The 21,257-nt window shown below is 72.1% G+C and carries 19 protein-coding genes; 14 read left to right on the top strand and 5 right to left on the bottom strand.

What is annotated here, in order from left to right; all coding sequences use genetic code 11:
* Positions 1-3: 3 nt before the first annotated feature.
* The gene (locus ACFWV8_RS19960) at positions 4-1,206 is read right to left on the bottom strand and encodes an amino acid deaminase/aldolase (protein ID WP_384203633.1); all 1,203 of its coding nucleotides are present in this window, start codon (positions 1,204-1,206) and stop codon (positions 4-6) included.
* An 802-nt stretch (positions 1,207-2,008) separates the two neighbouring features.
* On the opposite strand from ACFWV8_RS19960, the gene ACFWV8_RS19955 reads away from it, so the two are divergent.
* Together ACFWV8_RS19955 and mycP are read left to right on the top strand one after the other, a co-directional pair.
* Positions 2,009-2,953, top strand: a complete 945-nt coding sequence (locus tag ACFWV8_RS19955; RefSeq protein ID WP_384203630.1) for a hypothetical protein — start codon at positions 2,009-2,011, stop codon at positions 2,951-2,953.
* Positions 2,950-4,167, top strand: coding sequence for a type VII secretion-associated serine protease mycosin (gene mycP, locus ACFWV8_RS19950; protein WP_384203627.1), 1,218 nt, complete (start codon positions 2,950-2,952; stop codon positions 4,165-4,167). The genes ACFWV8_RS19955 and mycP overlap by 4 nt, the downstream gene beginning before the upstream one ends.
* On the opposite strand, the gene ACFWV8_RS19945 is transcribed toward mycP, so the two are convergent.
* Positions 4,142-4,861 (bottom strand): serine hydrolase, encoded by a 720-nt coding sequence (locus ACFWV8_RS19945; RefSeq protein WP_384203624.1) that lies wholly within the window; start codon positions 4,859-4,861, stop codon positions 4,142-4,144. The two genes, mycP and ACFWV8_RS19945, sit on opposite strands and share 26 nt — an antisense overlap.
* Before the next feature lie 77 nt (positions 4,862-4,938).
* Between ACFWV8_RS19945 and ACFWV8_RS19940 the strand changes: the two genes are divergently transcribed.
* Positions 4,939-5,697: an SseB family protein gene (locus tag ACFWV8_RS19940; RefSeq protein ID WP_384203621.1), complete on the top strand. Its 759-nt coding sequence runs from the start codon at positions 4,939-4,941 to the stop codon at positions 5,695-5,697.
* Here the strand turns inward: ACFWV8_RS19940 and ACFWV8_RS19935 are convergent.
* Positions 5,688-6,050 (bottom strand): DUF1844 domain-containing protein, encoded by a 363-nt coding sequence (locus ACFWV8_RS19935; protein ID WP_329389709.1) that lies wholly within the window; start codon positions 6,048-6,050, stop codon positions 5,688-5,690. The two genes, ACFWV8_RS19940 and ACFWV8_RS19935, sit on opposite strands and share 10 nt — an antisense overlap.
* Before the next feature lie 399 nt (positions 6,051-6,449).
* Here ACFWV8_RS19935 and infC point away from each other — a divergent pair, with 399 nt between their 5' ends.
* The 9 genes from infC to ACFWV8_RS19890 all read left to right on the top strand — a co-directional run bounded on the left by infC (position 6,450) and on the right by ACFWV8_RS19890 (position 16,489).
* Positions 6,450-7,166, top strand: a complete 717-nt coding sequence (infC, locus tag ACFWV8_RS19930) for a translation initiation factor IF-3 (protein ID WP_384203619.1) — start codon at positions 6,450-6,452, stop codon at positions 7,164-7,166.
* 124 nt (positions 7,167-7,290) lie between these two features.
* Positions 7,291-7,485: a 50S ribosomal protein L35 gene (gene rpmI, locus ACFWV8_RS19925; RefSeq protein WP_078078233.1), complete on the top strand. Its 195-nt coding sequence runs from the start codon at positions 7,291-7,293 to the stop codon at positions 7,483-7,485.
* Positions 7,486-7,582: 97 nt separating this feature from the next.
* Complete coding sequence (gene rplT, locus ACFWV8_RS19920; RefSeq protein ID WP_242571084.1) at positions 7,583-7,969, top strand: 50S ribosomal protein L20; 387 nt, start codon at positions 7,583-7,585, stop codon at positions 7,967-7,969.
* A gap of 175 nt (positions 7,970-8,144) precedes the next feature.
* A complete protein-coding gene (locus ACFWV8_RS19915) occupies positions 8,145-8,984 on the top strand; it encodes a TrmH family RNA methyltransferase (protein ID WP_384203616.1) in 840 nt (279 codons plus the stop codon).
* 95 nt (positions 8,985-9,079) lie between these two features.
* A complete protein-coding gene (locus tag ACFWV8_RS19910; protein ID WP_384203613.1) occupies positions 9,080-10,321 on the top strand; it encodes an ATP-binding protein in 1,242 nt (413 codons plus the stop codon).
* Between the two features lie 125 nt (positions 10,322-10,446).
* On the top strand, positions 10,447-11,577 hold the full coding sequence (gene pheS / locus ACFWV8_RS19905) for a phenylalanine--tRNA ligase subunit alpha (protein WP_384203610.1): 1,131 nt from the start codon (positions 10,447-10,449) through the stop codon (positions 11,575-11,577).
* Positions 11,577-14,132: a phenylalanine--tRNA ligase subunit beta gene (locus ACFWV8_RS19900; protein ID WP_384203607.1), complete on the top strand. Its 2,556-nt coding sequence runs from the start codon at positions 11,577-11,579 to the stop codon at positions 14,130-14,132. Before pheS ends, ACFWV8_RS19900 begins: the two co-directional genes overlap by 1 nt.
* A gap of 428 nt (positions 14,133-14,560) precedes the next feature.
* Positions 14,561-15,898 (top strand): transcriptional regulator, encoded by a 1,338-nt coding sequence (locus tag ACFWV8_RS19895; protein WP_384203605.1) that lies wholly within the window; start codon positions 14,561-14,563, stop codon positions 15,896-15,898.
* A gap of 51 nt (positions 15,899-15,949) precedes the next feature.
* Positions 15,950-16,489, top strand: coding sequence for an NUDIX hydrolase (locus ACFWV8_RS19890; RefSeq protein WP_384203602.1), 540 nt, complete (start codon positions 15,950-15,952; stop codon positions 16,487-16,489).
* Positions 16,490-16,526: 37 nt separating this feature from the next.
* Here the strand turns inward: ACFWV8_RS19890 and ACFWV8_RS19885 are convergent, their stop codons facing one another.
* Positions 16,527-17,387 carry a 3-hydroxybutyryl-CoA dehydrogenase gene (locus ACFWV8_RS19885; RefSeq protein WP_384203599.1) on the bottom strand — a complete coding sequence of 287 codons (861 nt, stop codon included), beginning with the start codon at positions 17,385-17,387 and terminating at the stop codon, positions 16,527-16,529.
* A 158-nt stretch (positions 17,388-17,545) separates the two neighbouring features.
* Here ACFWV8_RS19885 and ACFWV8_RS19880 point away from each other — a divergent pair, with 158 nt between their 5' ends.
* Positions 17,546-18,856, top strand: coding sequence for a glycoside hydrolase family 10 protein (locus ACFWV8_RS19880; RefSeq protein ID WP_384203597.1), 1,311 nt, complete (start codon positions 17,546-17,548; stop codon positions 18,854-18,856).
* 25 nt (positions 18,857-18,881) lie between these two features.
* On the opposite strand, the gene ACFWV8_RS19875 is transcribed toward ACFWV8_RS19880, so the two are convergent.
* The gene (locus ACFWV8_RS19875; protein WP_384203594.1) at positions 18,882-19,778 is read right to left on the bottom strand and encodes a DMT family transporter; all 897 of its coding nucleotides are present in this window, start codon (positions 19,776-19,778) and stop codon (positions 18,882-18,884) included.
* Here ACFWV8_RS19875 and ACFWV8_RS19870 point away from each other — a divergent pair.
* On the top strand, positions 19,777-21,213 hold the full coding sequence (locus ACFWV8_RS19870; RefSeq protein WP_384203591.1) for a PLP-dependent aminotransferase family protein: 1,437 nt from the start codon (positions 19,777-19,779) through the stop codon (positions 21,211-21,213). The two genes, ACFWV8_RS19875 and ACFWV8_RS19870, sit on opposite strands and share 2 nt — an antisense overlap.
* Positions 21,214-21,257: the final 44 nt, after the last annotated feature.

Raw genomic sequence — 21,257 nt, 5'->3', positions numbered from 1 at the left:
GCCTCAGAGGTACGTACGACCCTCGCCCCGGTACGTCGGCACCGTCGCCGTCACCCGGTCACCCTCGATCAGCACCAACTCGTCGAAGCGCTCGCACAGTTCGCCGGCCTTCGCGTGCCGGAACCAGACCCGGTCGCCGATCAGCAGATCGTCGGCGGCCGAGCCGAGCAGCGGGGTCTGCACCTCGCCGGCGCCCTCCTGGGCGTCGTACCGCAGCCCCTCCGGGAGATACGGCTCCGGCAGCCGGTCCCGGCCGGCCGGCCCCGACGCCGGATAGCCGCCGCCGAGCACGGTGACCACGCCGACACCGGGCCTGCGCACCACCGGCTGCGCGAAGAGCGCGGCCGGACGGCCCCTGAAGGAGGTGTAGTTGTCGAACAGCCGCGGCGCGTACAGCCCCGACCCGGCGGCGATCTCCGTGACCGAGTCCTCGGCCGCGGTGTGCTGCACACTGCCTGTGCCGCCGCCGTTGACGAACTCCAGCTCCGGCGCCACCAGCCGCACCGCGCGCACCACCGCCCCGCGCCGCTCGGCCAGTTCCCTGCGCGCGGCGGTCTGCATCAGCCGCACCGCACGCGAGCGCAGCGGGCGGTCCGCGACCGAGTCACCGACACCGGCGACATGACCCTCGTACGCCATCAGCCCCACCAGCCGGAAACCGGGCCTGCGGACGACCGACCTGGCCAGCTCGGCCAGCTGCGCGGGCTCCCGCAGCGGTGAGCGCCGGGAACCGATCCGGACCCGCCCGCCGAACATGTGGAGCGCCGTGTCCAGCTCCAGACAGACCCGGATCTCCTCCGTGCCGCCGGCCCGCGAGAGATCGACGAGGTCCAGCTGGGCAGGATCGTCGATCACCACCGTCACGGCTGCCGCGAGCTTCGGATCGGCTGCGAGCTCCGCGAACGCGCCCCGGTCGACCGACGGATAGGCGAGCAGCACGTCGTCGAAACCGGCACGCGCCAGCCACAGCGACTCGGCCAGCGTGAACGACATCACGCCGGCGAAGCCGTCGCGTGCCAGGACCCGCTCAAGCAGCGCGCGGCACCGCACCGATTTGCTGGCGACCCTGATCGGTTTGCCCGCCGCCCGGCGGACGAGATCGTCCGCGTTGGCGTCGAATGCTTCGAGATCGACGACGGCGAGCGGGGCGTCCAGATGTGCGGTGGCCCGGTCGTACCGGGCCCGGTCGGCGGCGCGGGGAGTCATCTTCCGAGCTTGCCAGACGGGCCTACCCGACGGTAGGGCCTGTCTTCCGGGTCTTGCCGGACTCGCGGGGTCCGGTACGCACGCCCGCCCCCATAGCCCTTCGGGCACGGGAGGTGCCCGTCGCGTCGTCGGAGTCGGCCGAGTACGACGGGCCATCTGCGACGCCGGTCCTCCGCCTTGCGGTCGCGCGCGCCAGGGCGCGAGTCCCGCCTTGCGGGCGGACCACGCCCATTGTCGGACATGGCCCAGGGGGACGTTCTGGTCAGATCCGCCCCGACCTGCGGACCTGTTCCCGCGCGGTGCTCTCCAGCCCGTAGAGTGACGCCCACGCGGCGACGAACGGGCCTGCCCCGTCCGGCGATCCGCCGTGGACAAGGCCGTGATCACAGGGGGGCGGATGAGTACCGAAGCGCGGCGCGCGCCCTTGCCGCCCCGCCCCGCCGGCCCACCGCCACCGTCGGGACCCCCGCTCGCACAGCCCACCCACGGTCGCGACGAAGCCACCGGATCCGACCGCACCGGGAAGCCGCGCACCGAGCCCACGGAAGCGCCGGGCGGAGCGCCCGCCGGGGCAGCGGGCCGGTCCTCCGGCGGGACGCCCGCTATACCCCCGCGACCGTCCGGACCGCCCCCACAGCGACCGCCCGCGCAGCGAACGGGCCCACGGTCCACCGTGCCGCCCGACGAGGACACGGCCCGCCTCCGCGCCGTACCCCCGGCCCCGCCCGCCGGCGGCGTACCGCCCCGGCCCGTCCGGCCGCCCGCGACACCCCCACCGCCGTCGGCGCCGACATCATCGGCCATGGGCAGGCCAACGACGCTCCCGCCACCGCCCCCCGGCTACCAGATCTCCCGCGAGACCCCGCGCGGCCCGGCCGGGCCGCCCGCCCCCTCCGGCGGCCGGCCACTCCCGCCGCCGCCCTACCGCTGGCCGGTGGAGCCTCCCGTAACCACCGCCGACACGACCATCGGGCCGGGTCCCGTGCCCGCTCGCCACCCCGGCAGGACAGCCGCCGCGATCGCCTGTGTCGTCCTCGGCCTCGGCCTGATCGGCGGCGCCGTCACCGGCAGCTGGCTGACCGGGGACTCGTCCGCCGACCCCGCCACGGGCGCCGGCTACGCACCGCTCCGTTCGCTCTGGCACAGCACCCCCGTCGACACGTTCTTCCCGCGCACCCTCAAGGGCGACGGCGCGGGCCCCGGCGGCGCCGACCGGACCTGGACCAGGGTCGCCGCGGCTCCCGACAGCGGCTGTACGGGAGCCCTGGACCCGCTCCTCCTGAAGACGCTGCGCCCGGTCGGCTGCCAGCGGGTCCTGCGGGCGACCTACGTGGACGCCACCAGCAGTACGGTCACCACCGTCGGCATGGTCTTCACGGAGGCCGAACCGGCGGGCATGGAAGCCCTGGGCGCCCGGTTCACCAACGAGAAACTGGGCGAACGCACCGACCTGATGCCCCGCACCTATCCGGTCAAGGGCACCGTGGCCGCGGGCTTCGGTGACGGACAGCGCGCGAGCTGGACGGTGAACGTCCTCACCGAGGCCCCCGTCGTCGTGTACGCCGTCTCCGGCTTCGCCGACGGACGCCAGGTCCCCGACCCGCAGCCGGTCGACAAGGCCACCGCCGACGGCGCGAAGACGGCGGCGGCCCAGTCCGGGCTCGGCCACGACGCCAAGGGCATAGCCGAGCGGGTCGAGCGCGGTCTGCGTACGACAGCGAGCAAGGCGACGGAGAAGCCCGAATGACCACGCCCCCGCGCGCGAGGCGCGCGTCCCGCCGCCGCCACCGTTTCGCGGCCACGCTCGCCGCCGCCTCCTTCCTGCTCGCCGTCCCCGCGACGCCCGCCCACGCGGACGTCATACGCGCCCAGCAGTGGGCCCTCGAAGCGATGCACACCGACGACGCCTGGCGCACCACCAAGGGCGACGGGATCACCGTCGCCGTGCTCGACACCGGCGTCGACCCCACCCACCCCGACCTCGCCGGGCAGGTCCTGACCGGCAAGGACCTCATCGGCTTCGGCGCCGGGAGCGGCGACCGGGCCTGGGCTCGTCACGGCACCGCCATGGCGGGCATCATCGCGGGCCGGGGACACGGCCCCGGCCGCGAGTCCGGCGTCCTCGGGATCGCCCCCGAGGCGAAGATCCTCCCGGTCCGCGTGATCCTCGAAGGCACCGACCCGGACCGGGCCAAGGCCCGCAAGTCGCGCGGCGGTTCACTCGCCGACGGGATCCGCTGGGCCGCCGACAACGGCGCCGACGTCATCAACCTCTCCCTCGGCGACGACAGCGAGTCGGCCCACCCGGAGCCGGGCGAGGACGCCGCCGTCCAGTACGCGCTGTCCAAGGGCGCGGCCGTCGTCGCGTCGGCGGGCAACGGCGGTGAGAAGGGCGACCGCATCTCCTACCCGGCCGCCTACCCCGGCGTGATCGCCGTGACGGCCGTCGACCGTTACGGCACGCACGCCGCGTTCTCCACCCGCCGCTGGTACGCCACCGTCAGCGCGCCCGGTGTCGACGTCGTCATAGCGGACCCCGACCGGCGTTACTACGAAGGCTGGGGCACCAGCGCCGCCGCCGCCTTCGTCTCCGGCGCCGTCGCCCTCGTACGCGCGGCCCACCCCGGGCTCAAGCCGGCCCAGATCAAGAAGCTGCTCGCCGACACCGCGCGTGACGCCCCGGACAACGGCCGCTCCGACTCGACCGGTTACGGCATCGTCGATCCGGCCGCGGCGATCGAGGCGGGCGGAAAGCCGACCACCACGGCCGCCGATTCGAAGGACAAGGCGACCGGCTACACGAAGAAGTACTTCGGCCGCGGCCCCGACAACGCCTCGGGAGACTCCGAGCCCGCCGCCTGGCTCGCCCCGGTCGCCGGCGGCCTCGGCGCGCTCCTGCTGGCCGGCGCCGTGGTGCTCTGGCGCGGCGGACCGGTCAGCGGGCGCCGCCGGCCGCACTGACGGCGGCCCGCGCCACCGCCTCGACCAGGGCGATGCCCGCGTCCTTCGTAGGATGACCGCCCGACAGGACCGCCAGGAGGATGTCGCGGTCCCCCGCGGTGACGCGGCCGACCGAGTTGACCACCCACAGCCCGTTGGCGCTCAGCGGCATCCACCCGTTCTTCAGCGCCGGCGCGCCGCCCGCCGCCGAGACACCCCACGCCTGGTCCGGCACCACCCGGGTCATCAGGTCCGCCACGAAGGCGCGCGAGCGCTCGCTCAAAGGCGTCGTCCCGCCTCCGAACACGGCCTCCAGCAACGCCAGTTGATCCGCCGCGGTGGTGCGCGTGAGGCCCCAGGACTCCGCCGCAGCCGACTCGCGCAGCCCGAGGCGCCGGTGGGCCGCGTCCAGTCCACCGGCGCCGCCGACCACCTTCAACAGCCCGGTGGCGGCGTCGTTGTCGCTCCGCTCGATCATGTCGGCTGCCGACGCGCGCTCGTGGGAGGTCGGCTCGCGGCCCGTGTCCTGGGTGCGCAGCAGAAGAGCGGCGAGAATGCCGAGCTTGACGACGCTGGCGGTGGGGTGCGTGTGGTGCGCCGGGCCGGAGGCGTGGCGGTACGCCGTGGTGCGCCCGGTGACCGTGTCGCGGACGGCGACGTCGTACGTGACGTTCGCGCCGGTCGTGACGGCGAGCGGTTCGCCAGGAGCGCGCATATGTCCCCCTCGGTCCGCCGCCGATTCTGCCCGGTGCCCGCGCGGGGCGTCGAGAGCGCGGACACTAGGCTCACTGCGTGGCCCTCAAGAACATCCCCGACCCCGGTTTCTCCGACGACGACGGCACCGCCGACCCCGTCCTCACCGAAGCCCTCGCCGCCTGGTCCGGCGACCGGACCGCCGAACCGCGCGTCCTCGCCGCCCTCAAGGGCGCCCGGCTGCTCGTCCCCGTCGTCGCCGTCCTCGGCGAGACCGAAACGGACGAGCGGGGTCTGCGGCGCGAGAAGAACAGCGACATGGCCGTCCCCACGCTCCAGGCCGGTGGCCGGCGCGCCCTGCCCGCCTTCACCTCGACCGCCTCGCTGGCCCGCTGGGACCCGGGGGCGCGCCCCGTCGCCGTCCCGCTGCACCAGGCACTGAGCGCGGCGGCGCACGAGAAGGCCGACACGGTCGTCATCGACATGGCGGGGCCCGTGCCGTACGAACTGGCCGGACCGGCCCTGTTCGCGCTCGCCGAGGGCCGTACGAGCACCGACCCGCTCGACGATCCGGCCGTCGTCGCCGCGGTCAGGGAGGTGGCCGCGGCCGAGCCCTCCGTACTGAGGGCCCATCTCGGCCCGGGTGAGGCCGACGGCACCCTCGCGCTCGTCCTGCTGCCGGAAGCAGCCCCGGGGGACGCGGTCCGGCGGATCGCCTCCGCGCTGGCGGCCCACGACGTGCTGAGGGCCCGCCTGGTGCGCGGTCTCGACCTGGCGCTGCTGCCGGCCGGTGTCACACCTCCGGGCGAGCCCCTCTTCGTACGGGAGTCCCCGGGCGTCCCGAGCGATCAGCCGTAGACCGGTCCCGTGTACTTCTCGCCCGGACCCTGGCCCGGCTCGTCCGGGACCAGGGACGCCTCGCGGAACGCCAGCTGGAGCGACTTCAGCCCGTCGCGCAGCGGCGCCGCGTGGAAGGAGCTGATCTCCGTCGCGCTCGCGTCCATCAGCCCCGCGAGCGCGTGCACCAGCTTGCGCGCCTCGTCCAGGTCCTTGTGGTCGCTGCCGTCCTCCGTGAGACCGAGCTTCACCGCCGCGGCGCTCATCAGATTGACGGCGACGGTCACGATCACCTCGACGGCCGGTACCTCCGCGATGTCGCGGGTCATCTCGTCGTAACTGGCGGGCGACGGAGACTGGGGTGTGTCGGTCATCGGGTCATCATCTCTCTGGGGGCGGGAAAGGCCCTCAGCGTAGTTGACAGGGCCGTGCGCGCCGGAGGCCGACGAGACAGAGGCCGACAAGACATGAGGCCGAGGCCGCCCCGTTCCGGCCGGTGAGCATTCGTGCCAAGTGCTGATATCCTGTAGTTGACCGGTCGGCCACGTGTGCCGACCCACAAGTGGAGGCTCCGTTCTCCCACCTGGCCGCCCTCACGGGTGGCGGGTCACCGGTCAGGTGGTCCCCATCGTTCCGTACGGACGATGGAACCACCCGATACGCCCCGCGGTTTCGACGCGGCGGTGTTCCGGTATTCATGGAGCTCCCGCCTGTGTCCCGTCCGGGGCATTTTTCGTTTCCCCCCGCGGTTGGTCTGACGAAACAGACGTTACGTGGCTGTCTGCCAGGCAGTCTCGTGGTGCTACCGAGGAGGATCCATCAGCGCTGAGCCCCGCATTAACGACCGGATTCGTGTTCCCGAGGTCCGCCTTGTCGGCCCCAGCGGCGAGCAGGTCGGCATCGTGCCGCTTGCGAAGGCCCTGGAGCTCGCGCAGGAGTACGACCTGGACCTGGTCGAGGTCGCGGCGACCGCCCGTCCGCCCGTGTGCAAGCTCATGGACTACGGGAAGTTCAAGTACGAGTCGGCCATGAAGGCCCGTGAGGCGCGCAAGAACCAGGCGCACACGGTCATCAAGGAGATGAAGCTCCGGCCGAAGATCGACCCGCACGACTACGACACCAAAAAGGGCCACGTCGTCCGGTTCCTCAAGCAGGGTGACAAGGTCAAGATCACGATCATGTTCCGTGGTCGCGAGCAGTCCCGCCCCGAACTGGGCTTCAGGCTGCTCCAGCGTCTCGCTTCGGATGTCGAGGAGCTCGGCTTCATCGAGTCGAACCCGAAGCAGGACGGCCGGAACATGATCATGGTTCTGGGCCCGCACAAGAAGAAGACCGAAGCCATGGCCGAGGCCCGCGAGGCCCAGGCGGCCCGGAAGGCGGAGCGCCAGGGTTACGCGAACGACGACCACGTGGACGAGTCCCCGGACGCCGCGAAGGCCCGTACGGACGCCGCCGCCGAGGCTTCGGCCGAATCGTCCTCCGAGGCGTGACACAAGGGCCGCCGGCCAGGCGGCCCGCGGAGTCCCGCCCGGGTTCCATACACAGCAATCTGACGCTCCCGCCCGCCGGTCCGACCGACCGGCGGGGAGTGCCACTGATGAGGAGAACGGCGTTATGCCGAAGAACAAGACGCACAGCGGTGCGAAGAAGCGCTTTCGCGTGACCGGCTCCGGCAAGATCCTTCGCCAGCGTGCGGGCCGTCGCCACTACCTGGAGCACAAGCCGTCCACCCTGACGCGCCGTCTCGCCGGCACGGTGGAGCTGGCGCCGGGTGACGCAGCGAAGGCCAAGAAGCTTCTCGGCCTGTAGGCGCGGGCCCCGCCGTCGCGCGGGGCACGGCCGCATACCGACCACGCCGTTCTCGGGTCACGCCAACGCCAGTGACCCAGCTACAAGGAGTTAACAAGTGGCACGCGTCAAGCGGGCAGTCAATGCCCACAAGAAGCGCCGGGCGATTCTGGAGCAGGCCAAGGGTTACCGCGGCCAGCGTTCACGCCTGTACCGCAAGGCCAAGGAGCAGGTAACCCACTCCCTGGTCTACAACTACAACGACCGCAAGAAGCGCAAGGGCGACTTCCGCCGGCTGTGGATCCAGCGGATCAACGCCGCCGCCCGCCAGAACGGGATGACGTACAACCGCCTCATCCAGGGTCTCAACGCCGCCAACGTCGAGGTGGACCGCAAGATCCTGGCCGAGCTCGCGGTCAACGACGCCAACGCGTTCGCCGCGCTCGTCGAGGTTGCCCAGAAGGCGCTCCCGAGCGACGTCAACGCCCCGAAGGCCGCCGCCTGATCCCCTGCCGGATCACGGAGCAGAGCACTTCCCGCCGGACCCGCAGGCACACCGCCTGCGGGTCCGGCGCGTTCCACCCGAAATCGCAGCACGCGCCTTCCACCCGTAACCGCAGCACGTACGCCCGGCGCCCGCCACGCGCGCGTACGTCCGCACGAGAAGCGAGCCGCCGCCCATGGGCACCCCCGAGCTGATCTCTCCGCGTTCCCCGCGCGTCACCGCCGCCCGGCGGCTGGCCAGACGGGCCTTCCGCGGCAAGGAACGCCGGTTCATCGCCGAGGGCCCGCAGGCCGTGAGGGAGGCGGTCGAGCACCGGGGCGACGACGGTGCCCCGACGCTGGTCGAGCTGTTCACAACCGTCGAGGCCGCCGAGCGGTACGCCGGTATCGTCGAGGCCGCCCACACCGCCGGGGCGCGGGTGCACTACGCGGACCCCGCCGTCCTCGCCGACGTCTCCCAGACCGTCACCCCGCAGGGGCTGCTCGGCGTCTGCCGCTTCCTCGACTCGCCGTTCGACGCGGTCCTGCGGGCGCGGCCCCGTCTCGTCGCCGTCCTCGCGCACGTACGCGACCCCGGCAACGCGGGCACCGTGCTGCGCTGCGCCGACGCCGCGGGCGCCGACGCCGTCGTCCTCACCGACGCGTCCGTCGACCTCTACAACCCCAAGTCGGTCCGGGCGTCGGTCGGTTCGCTCTTCCATCTGCCGGTCGCCGTCGGCGTGCCCGTCGAAGAGGCCGTGGCGGGCCTGCGGGAGGCGGGCGTACGCGTGCTGGCCGCCGACGGGGCGGGCGACGACGACCTGGACGACGAGCTCGACGCGGGCACCATGGGCGGTCCGACGGCCTGGATCTTCGGCAACGAGGCATGGGGGCTGCCGGCCGAGACGCGGGCGCTGGCGGACGCTGTCGTACGCGTTCCGATCCACGGCAGGGCCGAGAGTCTGAACCTCGCGACCGCCGCGGCCGTATGTCTCTACGCCTCGGCCCGCGCGCAGCGTGTCCGCACTGTGAGCTGAGGGGGTCCGCGCAGTCACCTTGAGCGATGAGAACGAGTAGGGTGACCGGAAACTCGGGGGCCCACCGGGCTCTTCGGAAGAGGTGGGATACGGGCATGACGGTCGGGGCGAGCGGGTCGGCCATCACACGGGGACCCGTCAGGCCTGGTCCCGGCGGCACCGGCCCGCCGGGCCTCGCGCGGGAAGCACTCGCGCACCAAGCGGGCGGCCTCGGCCAGGACCCCGGTCAGGGCTTCGGGATCGATCCCGACGACCTCCCCGACGGTCTCGTCGTCGCCGACGAGACGGGCCGCGTGATCTGCTTCAACGCCGCCGCCGCCCGGATCACGGCGGTCGTCGCCGCCGATGCCGTCGGCACCCCGCTGGAGCGCGCGCTGCCCCTCGAAGACCTTGAAGGCCGCCGCTGGTGGGCCCTCACCGATCCGTACGGCGGTCTCCTCACCCGCTACGGCCAGCCCGAACGCAATCTGCTGCTGCCCGGCGGCCGTGAGGTCCTGGTCTCCGCCCGCTACGTCCGCGCGTACCCCCAGGGGCCCGTCCGCAGGCTCGTTGTCAGTATCCGCGGCACCGAGGCCCGGCGCCGTACCGAACGCAGCCATGCCGAGCTCATCGCGACCGTCGCGCACGAGCTGCGCTCCCCGCTCACCTCGGTGAAGGGCTTCACCGCGACGCTGCTCGCCAAATGGGAACGGTTCACCGACGACCAGAAGCGGCTGATGCTGGAGACCGTCGACGCCGACGCGAACCGGGTCACCAGGCTCATCGCCGAACTGCTCGACATCTCCCGGATCGACTCCGGACGTCTGGAGGTACGGCGCCAGCCGGTCGACATCGGCACCGCCGTGGGCCGCCACATCCAGTCCATCACCGCGTCCGGCCAGTCCCCGGACCGTTTCCTCGTCCGTATCCAGCAGCCGCTGCCCGCGCTGTGGGCGGATCCCGACAAGATCGATCAGATACTCGGCAACCTGCTGGAAAACGCGGTGCGCCACGGCGCGGGAACCGTCACCATCGAGGTGGCACCCGCCCACGTCAAACACGCGGAGCACCCGCACGCGGAGCACGGCGGCGCGGAGCACACCCACGCCGACGGCGGCGCGAAAGGAACAGCGGTCACCGTGAGCGACGAAGGCCCCGGCATCCCCGAGGAGTCGATGGCCCGCGTCTTCACCCGCTTCTGGCGGGGGAGCAAGCGCGGTGGCACGGGGCTGGGCCTGTATATCGTCAAGGGCATCGTCGAGGCGCACGGCGGGACGATCACCGTCGGCCGCGGACCCGGCGGCGGTGCGCAGTTCCGATTTATCCTGCCCGTCGGCGCCCCGGCCTATCTGGCCTGACCACCGGCGGGCTTACACACTCCGCACGGCCTTTAGACTCGATCCTTGGCACCTTTGCGTCCTCGGCCATCGAGCGGGGTCGTTTTCGCCCGGGTCCTGTCAAACCAACGGAAGTACGGGAAGAGATGTCCGCACCCAACAAGTCGTACGACCCAGTCGAGGTCGAGGCGCTGAAACCGGAAGAGATCGAGCGTATGCGGGACGAGGCGCTCGCCGCCTTCGCCGCCGCCGGCGACCTCGACGCGCTCGCGCACGCGAAGACGGCGCACGCCGGCGGCACCTCGCCCCTGTCGCTCGCCAACCGTGAGATCGGCGCGCTGCCCCCCCAGGCCAAGGCCGAGGCCGGCAAGCGCGTCGGCCAGGCCCGCGGCGCCGTGAACAAGGCGCTCGCCGCCCGCCAGGTGGAGCTGGAGGCCGAGCGTGACGCACGGGTGCTGGTCGAGGAGGCGGTGGACGTCACACTGCCGTACGACCGCGTCCCGGCCGGCGCCCGGCACCCGCTCACCACGCTGATGGAGCGCATCGCCGACATCTTCACGGCCATGGGCTACGCGGTGGCGGACGGCCCCGAGGTCGAGGCGGAGTGGTTCAACTTCGACGCCCTGAACTTCGTGCCCGACCACCCGGCACGCCAGATGCAGGACACCTTCTTCGTCCAGGACCGCGACGGCACGGCCGGCGACGAGTCCGGAGTGGTGCTGCGTACGCACACCTCACCGGTCCAGGCGCGCGCGCTGCTCGACCGTGAGCCGCCCGTCTATGTCATCTGCCCCGGCCGCGTCTACCGCACCGACGAGCTGGACGCCACCCACACCCCGGTCTTCCACCAGGTGGAACTGCTCGCGGTGGACGAGGGCCTCACCATGGCCGACCTCAAGGGCACCCTCGACCACATGGTCCAGGAGCTCTTCGGCGGCGAGGGCATGAAGACCCGGCTGCGGCCGAACTTCTTCCCCTTCACCGAGCCGTCCGCCGAGATGGACATGGTCTGTTACGTGTGCCGCGGCGAGTCCGTCGGCAACCCGGACCGGCCCTGCCGTACCTGCGGCAGCGAGGGCTGGATCGAGCTGGGCGGCTGCGGCATGGTCAACCCGAAGGTGCTCGTCGCCTGTGGTGTGGACCCCGAGAAGTACAGCGGATTCGCCTTCGGGTTCGGCATCGAGCGGATGCTGATGTTCCGCCACAACGTCGAAGACATGCGAGACATGGTCGAGGGTGACGTCCGGTTCACCCGGCCGTTCGGGATGGAGATCTGATGCGCGTCCCGCTTTCCTGGCTGCGGGAGTACGTCGACCTGCCGGCCACCGAGACAGGCCGCGACGTGCAGGCCAAGCTCGTCCCCGCCGGTCTTGAGGTCGAGACCGTCGAACAGCTCGGCGCGGACCTCAAGGGCCCGCTCGTCGTGGGCAAGGTCCTCACCGTCGAGGAGCTGACGGAGTTCAAGAAGCCCATCCGCTTCTGCACCCTCGACGTGGGCGACGCCAACGGAACCGGTGAGCCGCAGGAAGTCATCTGCGGCGCGCGGAACTTCGCCGTCGGCGACAAGGTCGTGGTGGTCCTGCCCGGCGCCGTGCTGGCCGGCGGGTTCGAGATCTCCTCCCGCAAGACGTACGGCCGGACGTCGCACGGCATGATCTGCTCCAGCGGCGAGCTGGGCATGGGCGACGACGGCAGCGGCGGCATCATCGTCCTGCCGCCGGAGTACGAGGTCGGCACCGACGCGATCGAGCTGCTCCAGCTCGTCGACGAGGTCCTCGACATCGCCGTCACACCCGACCGCGGCTACTGCCTGTCGATGCGCGGCATCGCCCGCGAGACCGCCATCGCGTACGGTCTCCCGCTGCGTGACCCCGCTCTGCTCGACGTGCCGGCCCCGAACTCCTACGGGCACCGGGTCGAGATCGCCGACCCGGTGGGCTGCGACCACTTCACCGCCCGTACGGTCACCGGCCTCGACCCCGAGGCGCGCTCGCCGATCTGGCTCAGGCGCAGGCTCCAGAAGGCCGGGATGCGGCCGATCTCGCTGGCCGTCGACATCACCAACTACGTGATGCTGGAGATCGGCCAGCCGCTGCACGCGTACGACCGCAACCTGGTCGATGGCCCGATCGGTGTCCGGCGTGCCGAGCAGGGCGAGGTGCTGACCACGCTCGACGGCGTCAAGCGCGTCCTGGACGCGGCCGACCTCGTCATCACCGACGACCGGGGCCCCATCGGCCTCGCCGGTGTGATGGGCGGCGCCGACACCGAGATCGCCGACGGCGAGATCGCGCCGAGCCCGCTCTCCGTGACGACGGCCTCCGCCGGGCGCGCGCCGCGCGGCACCACCGAGGTCGTCATCGAGGCCGCGCACTTCGACCCGATCTCCATCGCCCGTACCGCGCGCCGGCACAAGCTGGCGTCCGAGGCGTCCAAGCGCTTCGAGCGCGGCGTCGACCCGCACGCCGCGTCGGCTGCGGCGCAGCGGACCGTCGATCTGCTGGTGCTGCTCGCGGGCGGTTCGGCGGAGGCGGGTGTCACCGAGGCCGTCGCGCCGTCCGGGCCGCACACCATCACGATGGCCGCCGACCACCCCGACCGGGTGGCCGGTCTCGCGTACGGCAGGGAGACCGTCGTCCGCAGGCTCCAGCAGGTCGGCTGCGACGTCCAGGGACAGGACGAGCTGATCGTCGCCGTCCCGAGCTGGCGGCCCGACCTGCGCGAGATCAACGACCTCGCGGAAGAGGTCATCCGGCTGGAGGGGTACGAGAATCTGCCCTCCACACTGCCCAGGCCGCCGGCCGGGCGCGGGCTCACCGAGCGGCAACGGCTGTACCGCAGGGTCGGCCGCGCGCTGGCGGGCGCGGGCTATGTCGAGGTGCTGAACTACCCGTTCATCGGTACGGCGCAGCTCGACCAGCTCGGACTGGACGCCGACGACGACCGTCGCCGTACGGTCGACCTCGTCAACCCGCTCGTCGACACCGAGCCCGCGATGCGCACGACCCTGCTGCCGGGTCTCTTCGGCGCGCTGCGCCGTAACGACGGCCGTGGCTCGCACGATCTGGCGCTGTACGAGTCGGGCCTGGTCTTCCGGCCCACGGGCGAAGAGAAGGTACCGGCCAGGCTGCCCGTCGACCGGCGCCCCACCCCTGAGCAGCTCGCGTCGCTCGACGCCGCGCTGCCCCGGCAGCCGCGCCACGCGGCCGTGGTCCTCGCCGGTGCGCGTGAGCGGGGCGGCTGGTGGGGCGCCGGCCGCCCCACCGACTGGGCGGACGCCGTGGAGGCGGCCCGTACGGTCGCCGCCGAGGCGGGCGTCGAGCTGACGGTGGAGACCGACCAGCACGCGCCGTGGCACCCGGGTCGCTGCGCGGCGCTGTATGCCACGGTGGACGGCGAGCGGACCCTGGTCGGCCACGCCGGTGAGGTGCACCCGCGCGTCATCAAGGCGTACGGCCTGCCGGAGCGCACCTGCGCGATGGAGCTCGCACTGGACCTCGTGGAGCTGGCGGGCACGGGCCCGCTGCGGGCGCCGCGGATCTCGGCCTTCCCGGTCGCCACCCAGGACGTGGCGCTGGTCGTGGCCAAGGACGTGCCGGCCGCCCACGTGGAGCGGGCGCTTCGCGAGGGCGCGGGTGAACTGCTCGAATCCGTCCGGCTGTTCGACGTGTTCACCGGCGAGCAGCTGGGCGAGGGGCGCAAGTCCCTGGCGTACGCGCTCCGGTTCCGCGCCGCCGACCGGACGCTGACCGTGGACGAGGCGTCGGCCGCGCGCGACACCGCGGTGGCGCTGGCCGCCGAGCGCACGGGTGCGGTGCTGCGCGGGGCGTGAGCCCGCGGACGGGACAGCGGAACGACCGAGGGGCGCGACCGGTTTCAGTTCCGGACGCGCCCCTCGGGGGTGTCTTGCCGGTCAGGTGGGACTCTCCACGGATACCGGCGCAGGCCGGGGGGACGAACACTGCGCCGTATCCGCCTCGCAACCGCCGGCGCGGCCGATGCGCCGCCCGCCCCGCCGCGGAGTAGGGCAGGTGGCGGGGCGGACGACACGGGGTGGGCCGCCGTACCGCACGAGGGGGAGTGCGGCGGCCCCGGCCGCTCTTTGCGAGGCGACCAGTCAACAGCGGCGGCGCCCGGCACGGCAGGGCGCACAACGGCCTGATCCGGGCATTACGTTCACACCCCGTGCGATGTCCCGCTCCATTACGCTGTGGCTCCCTGGGGGGTGTCCGGTGCACCCGCGGGTCTCCGGAGGGGCACATGCAGCCCAACACCCTGCTGGATTCGCTGATCGACGAAGCGGGTATGTCCCACGCCGGGTTCGCCGCCCGGGTCAACCGGGCCGGACAGCCGCGCGGGCTCGGCCTCCGGTACGAACACACGTCTGTGCTGCGGTGGTTGAGGGGCCAGCGGCCACGTGGCCAGGTGCCCGAGCTGATCTGTGAGGTGCTGGGCGAGCGCCTGGGACGCACCCTCACGCTGGACGACATCGGCCTGGGCGTGAGTCCGGGGACACCGGGCCGCGACGCCACCCTGCCGGTCTTCGTGGAGCGGGCCACCGCGCTGTGGCGCTCCGACCAGCAACGACGCGGCCATGTCGTGGGCGCGCCCGCCGTCACCGGTACGTATGCCGTGATGCCCGTCTGGGAGTGGGAGAACCCTCCGGCGGACGCGGACGTCTCGCGCGGCGGCCCGAGCCGTGTCGGGCCGGCCGACATCGAACTGCTGCGGACGGCCAGGGCGCACTACGAGCTGATGTACCGCAGGGCCGGCGGTCTCGCCACCCACGCGCGGATCGTCGGCTTCCTCAACGCCGAGACCGCGCCCCTGCTGCGCGGTGGCTACAGCGACGCGACGGGCCGCCAACTTCACCGCGCCACCGGCGGGTTGGTGGCGGTGGCCGGTATCTGCGCGTACGACTCCGACGCGCAGGGGCTCGCCCAGCGCTACTTCCACCAGGCGCTGCGGCTGGCGAAAGCCAGCGGGGACACGGGACTTGGCGCGTACGCCGTCGCGCTGCTCGTCAACCAGTCGCTGTTCATGGGGGAGTACCGGCAGGCGGTGGCCTTCGCCGAGGCGGCGCTGCGTACGGCGGGCCGGGCGATCACACCGGCGCTGGCCGCCGATCTGTACGCCATGCAGGCCAAGTCGTACGCCCTGCTGGGCGACGGGAGCGGGGCGCGGGCGTGCATCAGCCGGGCGGAGGCCGAGGCGGGGCGGATCAGACCGGGGCAGGAGCCTGAGGAGACCGGCTATGTGGAGCCGGGGCTGGTCAATGTGCAGGTCGCCGAGGCGCTGCTGAGCCTCGGTGAGCTCGATGCCGCGCGGACGCACGCCGCCGAGGCGGTCGGCACGCCGGCGCACGACCGGGGGCGGGTGCACCGGCTCGCGATGCTCAGCCAGATCGAGCTGCGGCAGGGCGAACCGGACCGGGCGGCCCGTACGGCGCGGGAGATGGCCGAGCGCGCCCGGGGGATGGAGTCGCTGCGGCTCAGGGACCGAATGGGCGTGGTGCGGCTGGGGCTGGTGGAGAGCGGCTCGGCGGAGGCGACGGAAGCGGCCGGATTCATCGCACGGGCCCTGCGCGTTCCCCTGTGAGGAGGCGACTGCTGCCATATTGCCAACTCCCAATCGGAAGGTGGCAAAACCGTGCAGTGGGCGAACTTAAGCGAACAGACTGTGTATGAGAATCGCTGGTTCCAGGTCAATCTGGCCGATGTCGAACTCCCCGACGGCCGGCATCTGGACCACTTCCTCATCCGGCTCCGCCCGGTGGCCGTGGCGACGGCGGTCAACGAGGCCAACGAGGTGCTGATGCTCTGGAGGCACCGTTTCATCACCGATAGCTGGGGCTGGGAACTGGCCGCAGGTGTCGTCGAGGACGGCGAGTCCGTCGAGACCGCGGCGGCGCGGGAGATGGAGGAGGAGACCGGCTGGCGGCCCGGCCGCCTCCGGCATCTGCTCACCGTGGAGCCGTCCAACGGACTCACCGACGCCAGGCACCATCTCTACTGGTCGGATTCGGCGACCTACACCGGCCACCCGGCGGACGACTTCGAGTCCTCGCGCCGGGAGTGGGTACCGCTCAAGCTCGTTCCCGACCTGATCGCGCGGGGTGAGGTGCCGGCCGCCAACATGGCGGCCGGACTGCTGATGCTCCATCATCTGCGCCTGGGAGGCGGCGGATAGGGAGCTAGGGTCTGTCGTTCGGATCTCGCCGGGCGGCTCAGCCGTACGGGTAGAAGCCCGAGCCCGACTTACGGCCGAGGCGCCCCGCGTCCACCATGCGCTGAAGCAGGGGGGGAGCGGCGTACAGCGGCTCCTTGTACTCCATGTACATCGAATCGGCGACCGAAGCGACCGTGTCCAGGCCGATCAGATCGGAGAGCTTGAGCGGTCCCATCGGGTGGGCGCAGCCCATCTCCATGCCGTTGTCGATGTCCTCGCGGCTCGCGATACCGGACTCGAACATCCGGATCGCGGAGAGCAGATAAGGAATCAGAAGGGCGTTCACCACGAAACCGGACCGGTCCTGGGCGCGGATCGCGTGCTTGCCCAGCACGTCCTCGACGACGGACTCGGCGCGCTTGACCGTCTCGTCGGACGTCGTCAGCGCCGGGATCAGCTCCACCAACTGCTGGACCGGTGCCGGGTTGAAGAAGTGGATGCCGATCACCCGGTCGGGCCGGGAGGTCGCGACGGCCAGCTTGACCAGCGGAATGGAGGAGGTGTTGGACGACAGGATCGCGTCCGGGCGCGTCACGACTTGGTCGAGGACCTGGAAGATCTCCGTCTTGACCTGCTCGTTCTCGACGACGGCCTCGATCACCAGATCGCGGTCGGCGAACTCCCCGAGATCGGTGGTGAAACTGAGCCTGTCGAGCGTCGCGTCGCGCTCCTCCTCGGTGATCTTGCCGCGCTCGGCGGCTTTCGAGAGGGAGTTGAAGAGGCGGGTGCGCCCTATCTCCAGGGCCTCGCCGGTGGTCTCCGCGACCATCACCGCAAGGCCGCTGCGGGCGCACACCTCCGCGATGCCCGCGCCCATCTGGCCGCAGCCCACCACTCCGACGCGTTCGATGTCGGTCACATCGTGCCTTTCGCTGGTCCCGGTCCTGCCGGGCCCCGTGTGATTCCGGTGCCCGCCTCGGCTCCCGACGTTACTCCGCGCAGGTGTGTGCACGGCGGGCCGGGGCGGGCATGCTGTGCGGCAACATCCGACCGAGATAACCGACGAGGGGTCAGTAAATGCGGCAAATCGGTAGAAGAGGGTTCGTGACGGCAACGGCCGGTGCGCTCACCTCACTGGCGGTGGCGGGCGACGCGGTCGCCGCGGCGGGTAGGGCGGGTACCGCGGGGACGAGTGGGGAGACCGGAGCGGCGGCGGGCGCGGAGGGCGCCGCCGGGTCCGGTCGTCACATCCCGCGCGGTGAAATGCGCGGGATGTGGCTCGCGACGGTCGTCAACCGCGACTGGCCGTCGAAGCCAGGACTGCCCGCGGCCGAACAGCGCGCGGAGCTGCTGAAGTTCCTGGACACCGCCGTCACGCGGAAGCTGAACGCCGTCGTCTTCCAGGTACGGCCGACCGCCGACGCGCTGTGGCCCTCGCCGTTCGAGCCGTGGGCCGAGTGCCTGACCGGCGTACAGGGCAAGGACCCGGGCTGGGACCCGCTGGGTACGGCGGTGAAGGAGGCCCACAAGCGCGGTCTCGAACTGCACGCCTGGTTCAACCCGTACCGCGTGGCCAACCACACGGACCCGTCCCGGCTGATCCCGAGCCACCCCGCCCGCAAGCACCCGGAGTGGATCCTTCCGTACGGCGGGAAGCTCTACTACAACCCGGGCATCCCCGAGGTCAGGAAGTTCGTCCAGGACGCCATGCTCGACGCCGTACGGCGCTACGACATCGACGCCGTGCACTGGGACGACTACTTCTATCCCTACCCGGTCGCCGGTCAGGTCTTCGACGACGACGCGCAGTACGCGAAGTACGGCGCCGGCTTCCCCGACAAGGCCTCCTGGCGGCGCGACAACACCGACCGGCTGGTGCGCGAGACGGCGGAGCGGATCAAGAAGATCAAGAAGCATGTCGCCTTCGGCATCAGCCCGTTCGGGGTGTGGCGCAACATCGCCACCGACCCGACCGGCTCCGACACCACGGCCGGCGTGCAGACCTACGACGATCTGTACGCCGACACCCGCAAGTGGGTCAAGGAGGGCTGGATCGACTACATCACCCCGCAGATCTACTGGAACATCGGCTTCGCCGCCGCCGATTACGCGAAGCTCGTGCCCTGGTGGAGCGAGGTGGTCAGGGGCACGGGCGTCGACCTCTACATCGGCGAGGCCCTCTACAAGGCGGGCGACCCCGCCCAGCCCGCGCCGTGGCAGGACGTGGCGGAGGTCTCCCGTCATCTGACCTTCGCGAAGCAGTACCGGGAGGTTCGCGGGCACTGCTACTTCTCCGCGCTGGAGTGCGTGAACGACAAGAACGGAGCGTTCGCGAGGGCGGTGGCCGACCACTACAAGTCCCGGGTACGCCCGCCCCGGCAGGGCTGATCCGTCCTGATCGGAAAGACACGGCCTAGGCGCGGGCGCGCTGGGTGACCGCGATGCACAGCAGTACGGCGACGGCCGCCAGTGGCGCGGCCGTCGCCGGGTGCTCCCCGAGCAGCAGCACCGACCAGACCAGGGTCAGCAGCGGCTGGGCGAGCTGGAGCTGGCTCGCCTTCTCGACCCCGATCGTGGCCATGCCCCGGTACCAGACATAGAGGCCGAAGAAGGTCGATCCCGCCGCCACCCACACCAGACCGGTCACCCCCTGGGCCGTCAGCCGTACCGGCTCGAAGGACAGGGCGACGGCCGAGACCACCAGATTGAGCGGCAGGCACGCGACCAGCGCCCAGCCGATCACGTGCCAGCCCGGCATCAGCCGCGCCAGTCTGCCGCCCTCCGTATAGCCGGCCGCGCACACCACCAGCGCGCCGAACAGATACAGATCACCGGTCGAGACGGCCCCGCCGCTCTGCTGGAGGGTGAAGGCGATCACCACGCCCGCGCCCGCTACGGCCGCGCCCCAGAACGTCCGCGACGGGCGCCTGCCGGTGCGCAGCGCCGAGAACGCGGCGGTGCTCAGCGGCAGCAGCCCCACCACGACGGCGGCGTGCGCCGTGGTCGAGGTCCGGAGGGCCAGCGTCGTCAGCATCGGGAAACCGATGACCACACCGGCGGCCACCACGGCGAGCGCGCCCCAGTGCCGCCGCTCCGGGACCGGCACGCGCACCGCCAGCAGAAAGCCGCCCGCGATCAGCGCGGCCAGCACGCCGCGGATCGCGACCAGGGACCAGGGGCCGAAGCTCTCCAGCCCCCAGACGGTCGCGGGGAAGGTCAGCGAGAAGGCGAGAACGCCCCCCGCCGCGAGGAGGGTGCCGCCGGTGACCGCTACCGGCGTCGGACGAGTAGCGCTATCCTGTGCTGTCATGCATGAGCGTAGCAGTGTGGCCGACTTGGCGAAGTCCCTCCGGGAAGAGCTCAACCGCTACTCACCTGATGGAAAGCTGCCGTCCAGCAGGGAGCTGGTCGAGCGGTACCGCGTCTCCCCGGTGACCGTCTCCCGGGCACTCGCCCAGCTCTCCGCCGAGGGCCTGGTCGTCACCCGTCCCGGCGCCGGATCCTTCCGCGCGCCCGCCCGCCCCGGCACACCGCGGCCGGGGGACACCTCCTGGCAGGAGGTCGCGCTCAGCGCCGACGCCACCACCGAACTCGTCCCGCGCAGCGTCGACTCCTCCGCCGTACTGACCACCCTCGCCGCGCCCCCACCCGGGGTGATCGAGTTCAACGGCGGCTATCTGCACTCCTCCCTCCAGCCCGAACAGGCCATGGCCGGCGCCCTCGCCCGCGCCGGCAGACGCCCCGGCGCGTGGAGCCGCCCGCCCACCGACGGACTGCCCGAACTCCGCCAGTGGTTCGCCCGCGACATCGGCGACACCTGGACGGCCGCCGAACTCCTCGTCACCTCCGGTGGCCAGAGCGCCCTGACCACCGCCCTGCGCGCGCTCGCCCCGCCCGGCGCGCCCGTCCTCGTCGAATCACCCACCTATCCCGGCATGCTGGCCATCGCACGGGCCTCCGGACTGCGCCCCGTCCCCGTGCCCGTCGACCCCGACGGCGTACGCCCCGAACTCCTCGCCGCCGCCTTCCGGGCCACCGGCGCACGCGTGTTCGTCTGTCAGCCCCTCTTCCAGAACCCCACCGGGGCCGTCCTCTCCCCGGCGCGGCGGCCCGAGGTGCTGCGCATCGCCCACGAGGCGGGCGCCTTCGTCATCGAGGACGACTTCGTACGCCTCCTCGCCCACGAGGACGCGGGCCCGCTGCCCCGCCCGCTCGCCGCCGACGACCACGACGGAGTCGTCGTCCATGTCCGCTCCCTCACCAAGGCGACCTCGCCCAGCTTCCGGGTCGGGGTGCTGGCCGCCCGGGGCCCGGTGCTCGAACGCCTCCGCGCCATCCATGTCGTCGACTGCTTCTTCGTCGCCCGCCCCCTCCAGGAAGCGGCCCTCGAACTGGTCGGCTCACCCGCCTGGAACCGCCATCTGCGCTTCCTCCCGGGGGAGTTGCGCGACCGCAGGAACGCCATGACCGGAGCCGTCGGCCGGCACCTGCCCGAACTGGCCCTCCCGTACATCCCGTCAGGCGGCTATCACCTGTGGCTGCGCCTGCCGGACGGCACCGACGAACAGGCCCTCGTCTCCGCCGCCCTGCGCGCGGGCGTCGCCGTCACCCCCGGCCGCCCGTACTTCTGTGCCGAACCCTCAGCAGCCCATCTGCGGCTGGGATATGCGGCCGTCGCGGGACCGCAGGAGATCGCCGACGGCGTGCGGCGGCTGCGGACCGCCTGCGACGAGGTGCTGAACTGACCACATGCCTTTCCAGATGCCTGGATCCCACATGCCTTGATCGT

Source organism: Streptomyces sp. NPDC058665 (genome assembly GCF_042714995.1).
Taxonomy (GTDB): Bacteria; Actinomycetota; Actinomycetes; order Streptomycetales; family Streptomycetaceae; genus Streptomyces.
Note: the sequence above shows the minus strand (reverse complement) of the source record. Positions and strands in the feature narration are given on the sequence as shown.

Coding starts and splice junctions, on each gene's coding strand:
- ACFWV8_RS19870 (WP_384203591.1), top strand. CDS start 19,777: ATGCATGAGCGTAGCAGTGTGGCCGACTTGGCGAAGTCCCTCCGGGAA.
- pheS (WP_384203610.1), top strand. CDS start 10,447: ATGTCCGCACCCAACAAGTCGTACGACCCAGTCGAGGTCGAGGCGCTG.
- ACFWV8_RS19945 (WP_384203624.1), bottom strand. CDS start 4,861: ATGCGCGCTCCTGGCGAACCGCTCGCCGTCACGACCGGCGCGAACGTC.
- mycP (WP_384203627.1), top strand. CDS start 2,950: ATGACCACGCCCCCGCGCGCGAGGCGCGCGTCCCGCCGCCGCCACCGT.
- ACFWV8_RS19960 (WP_384203633.1), bottom strand. CDS start 1,206: ATGACTCCCCGCGCCGCCGACCGGGCCCGGTACGACCGGGCCACCGCA.
- ACFWV8_RS19915 (WP_384203616.1), top strand. CDS start 8,145: ATGGGCACCCCCGAGCTGATCTCTCCGCGTTCCCCGCGCGTCACCGCC.
- ACFWV8_RS19910 (WP_384203613.1), top strand. CDS start 9,080: ATGACGGTCGGGGCGAGCGGGTCGGCCATCACACGGGGACCCGTCAGG.
- ACFWV8_RS19935 (WP_329389709.1), bottom strand. CDS start 6,050: ATGACCGACACACCCCAGTCTCCGTCGCCCGCCAGTTACGACGAGATG.
- ACFWV8_RS19895 (WP_384203605.1), top strand. CDS start 14,561: ATGCAGCCCAACACCCTGCTGGATTCGCTGATCGACGAAGCGGGTATG.
- rpmI (WP_078078233.1), top strand. CDS start 7,291: ATGCCGAAGAACAAGACGCACAGCGGTGCGAAGAAGCGCTTTCGCGTG.
- ACFWV8_RS19880 (WP_384203597.1), top strand. CDS start 17,546: ATGCGGCAAATCGGTAGAAGAGGGTTCGTGACGGCAACGGCCGGTGCG.
- ACFWV8_RS19900 (WP_384203607.1), top strand. CDS start 11,577: ATGCGCGTCCCGCTTTCCTGGCTGCGGGAGTACGTCGACCTGCCGGCC.
- ACFWV8_RS19875 (WP_384203594.1), bottom strand. CDS start 19,778: ATGACAGCACAGGATAGCGCTACTCGTCCGACGCCGGTAGCGGTCACC.
- ACFWV8_RS19955 (WP_384203630.1), top strand. CDS start 2,009: ATGGGCAGGCCAACGACGCTCCCGCCACCGCCCCCCGGCTACCAGATC.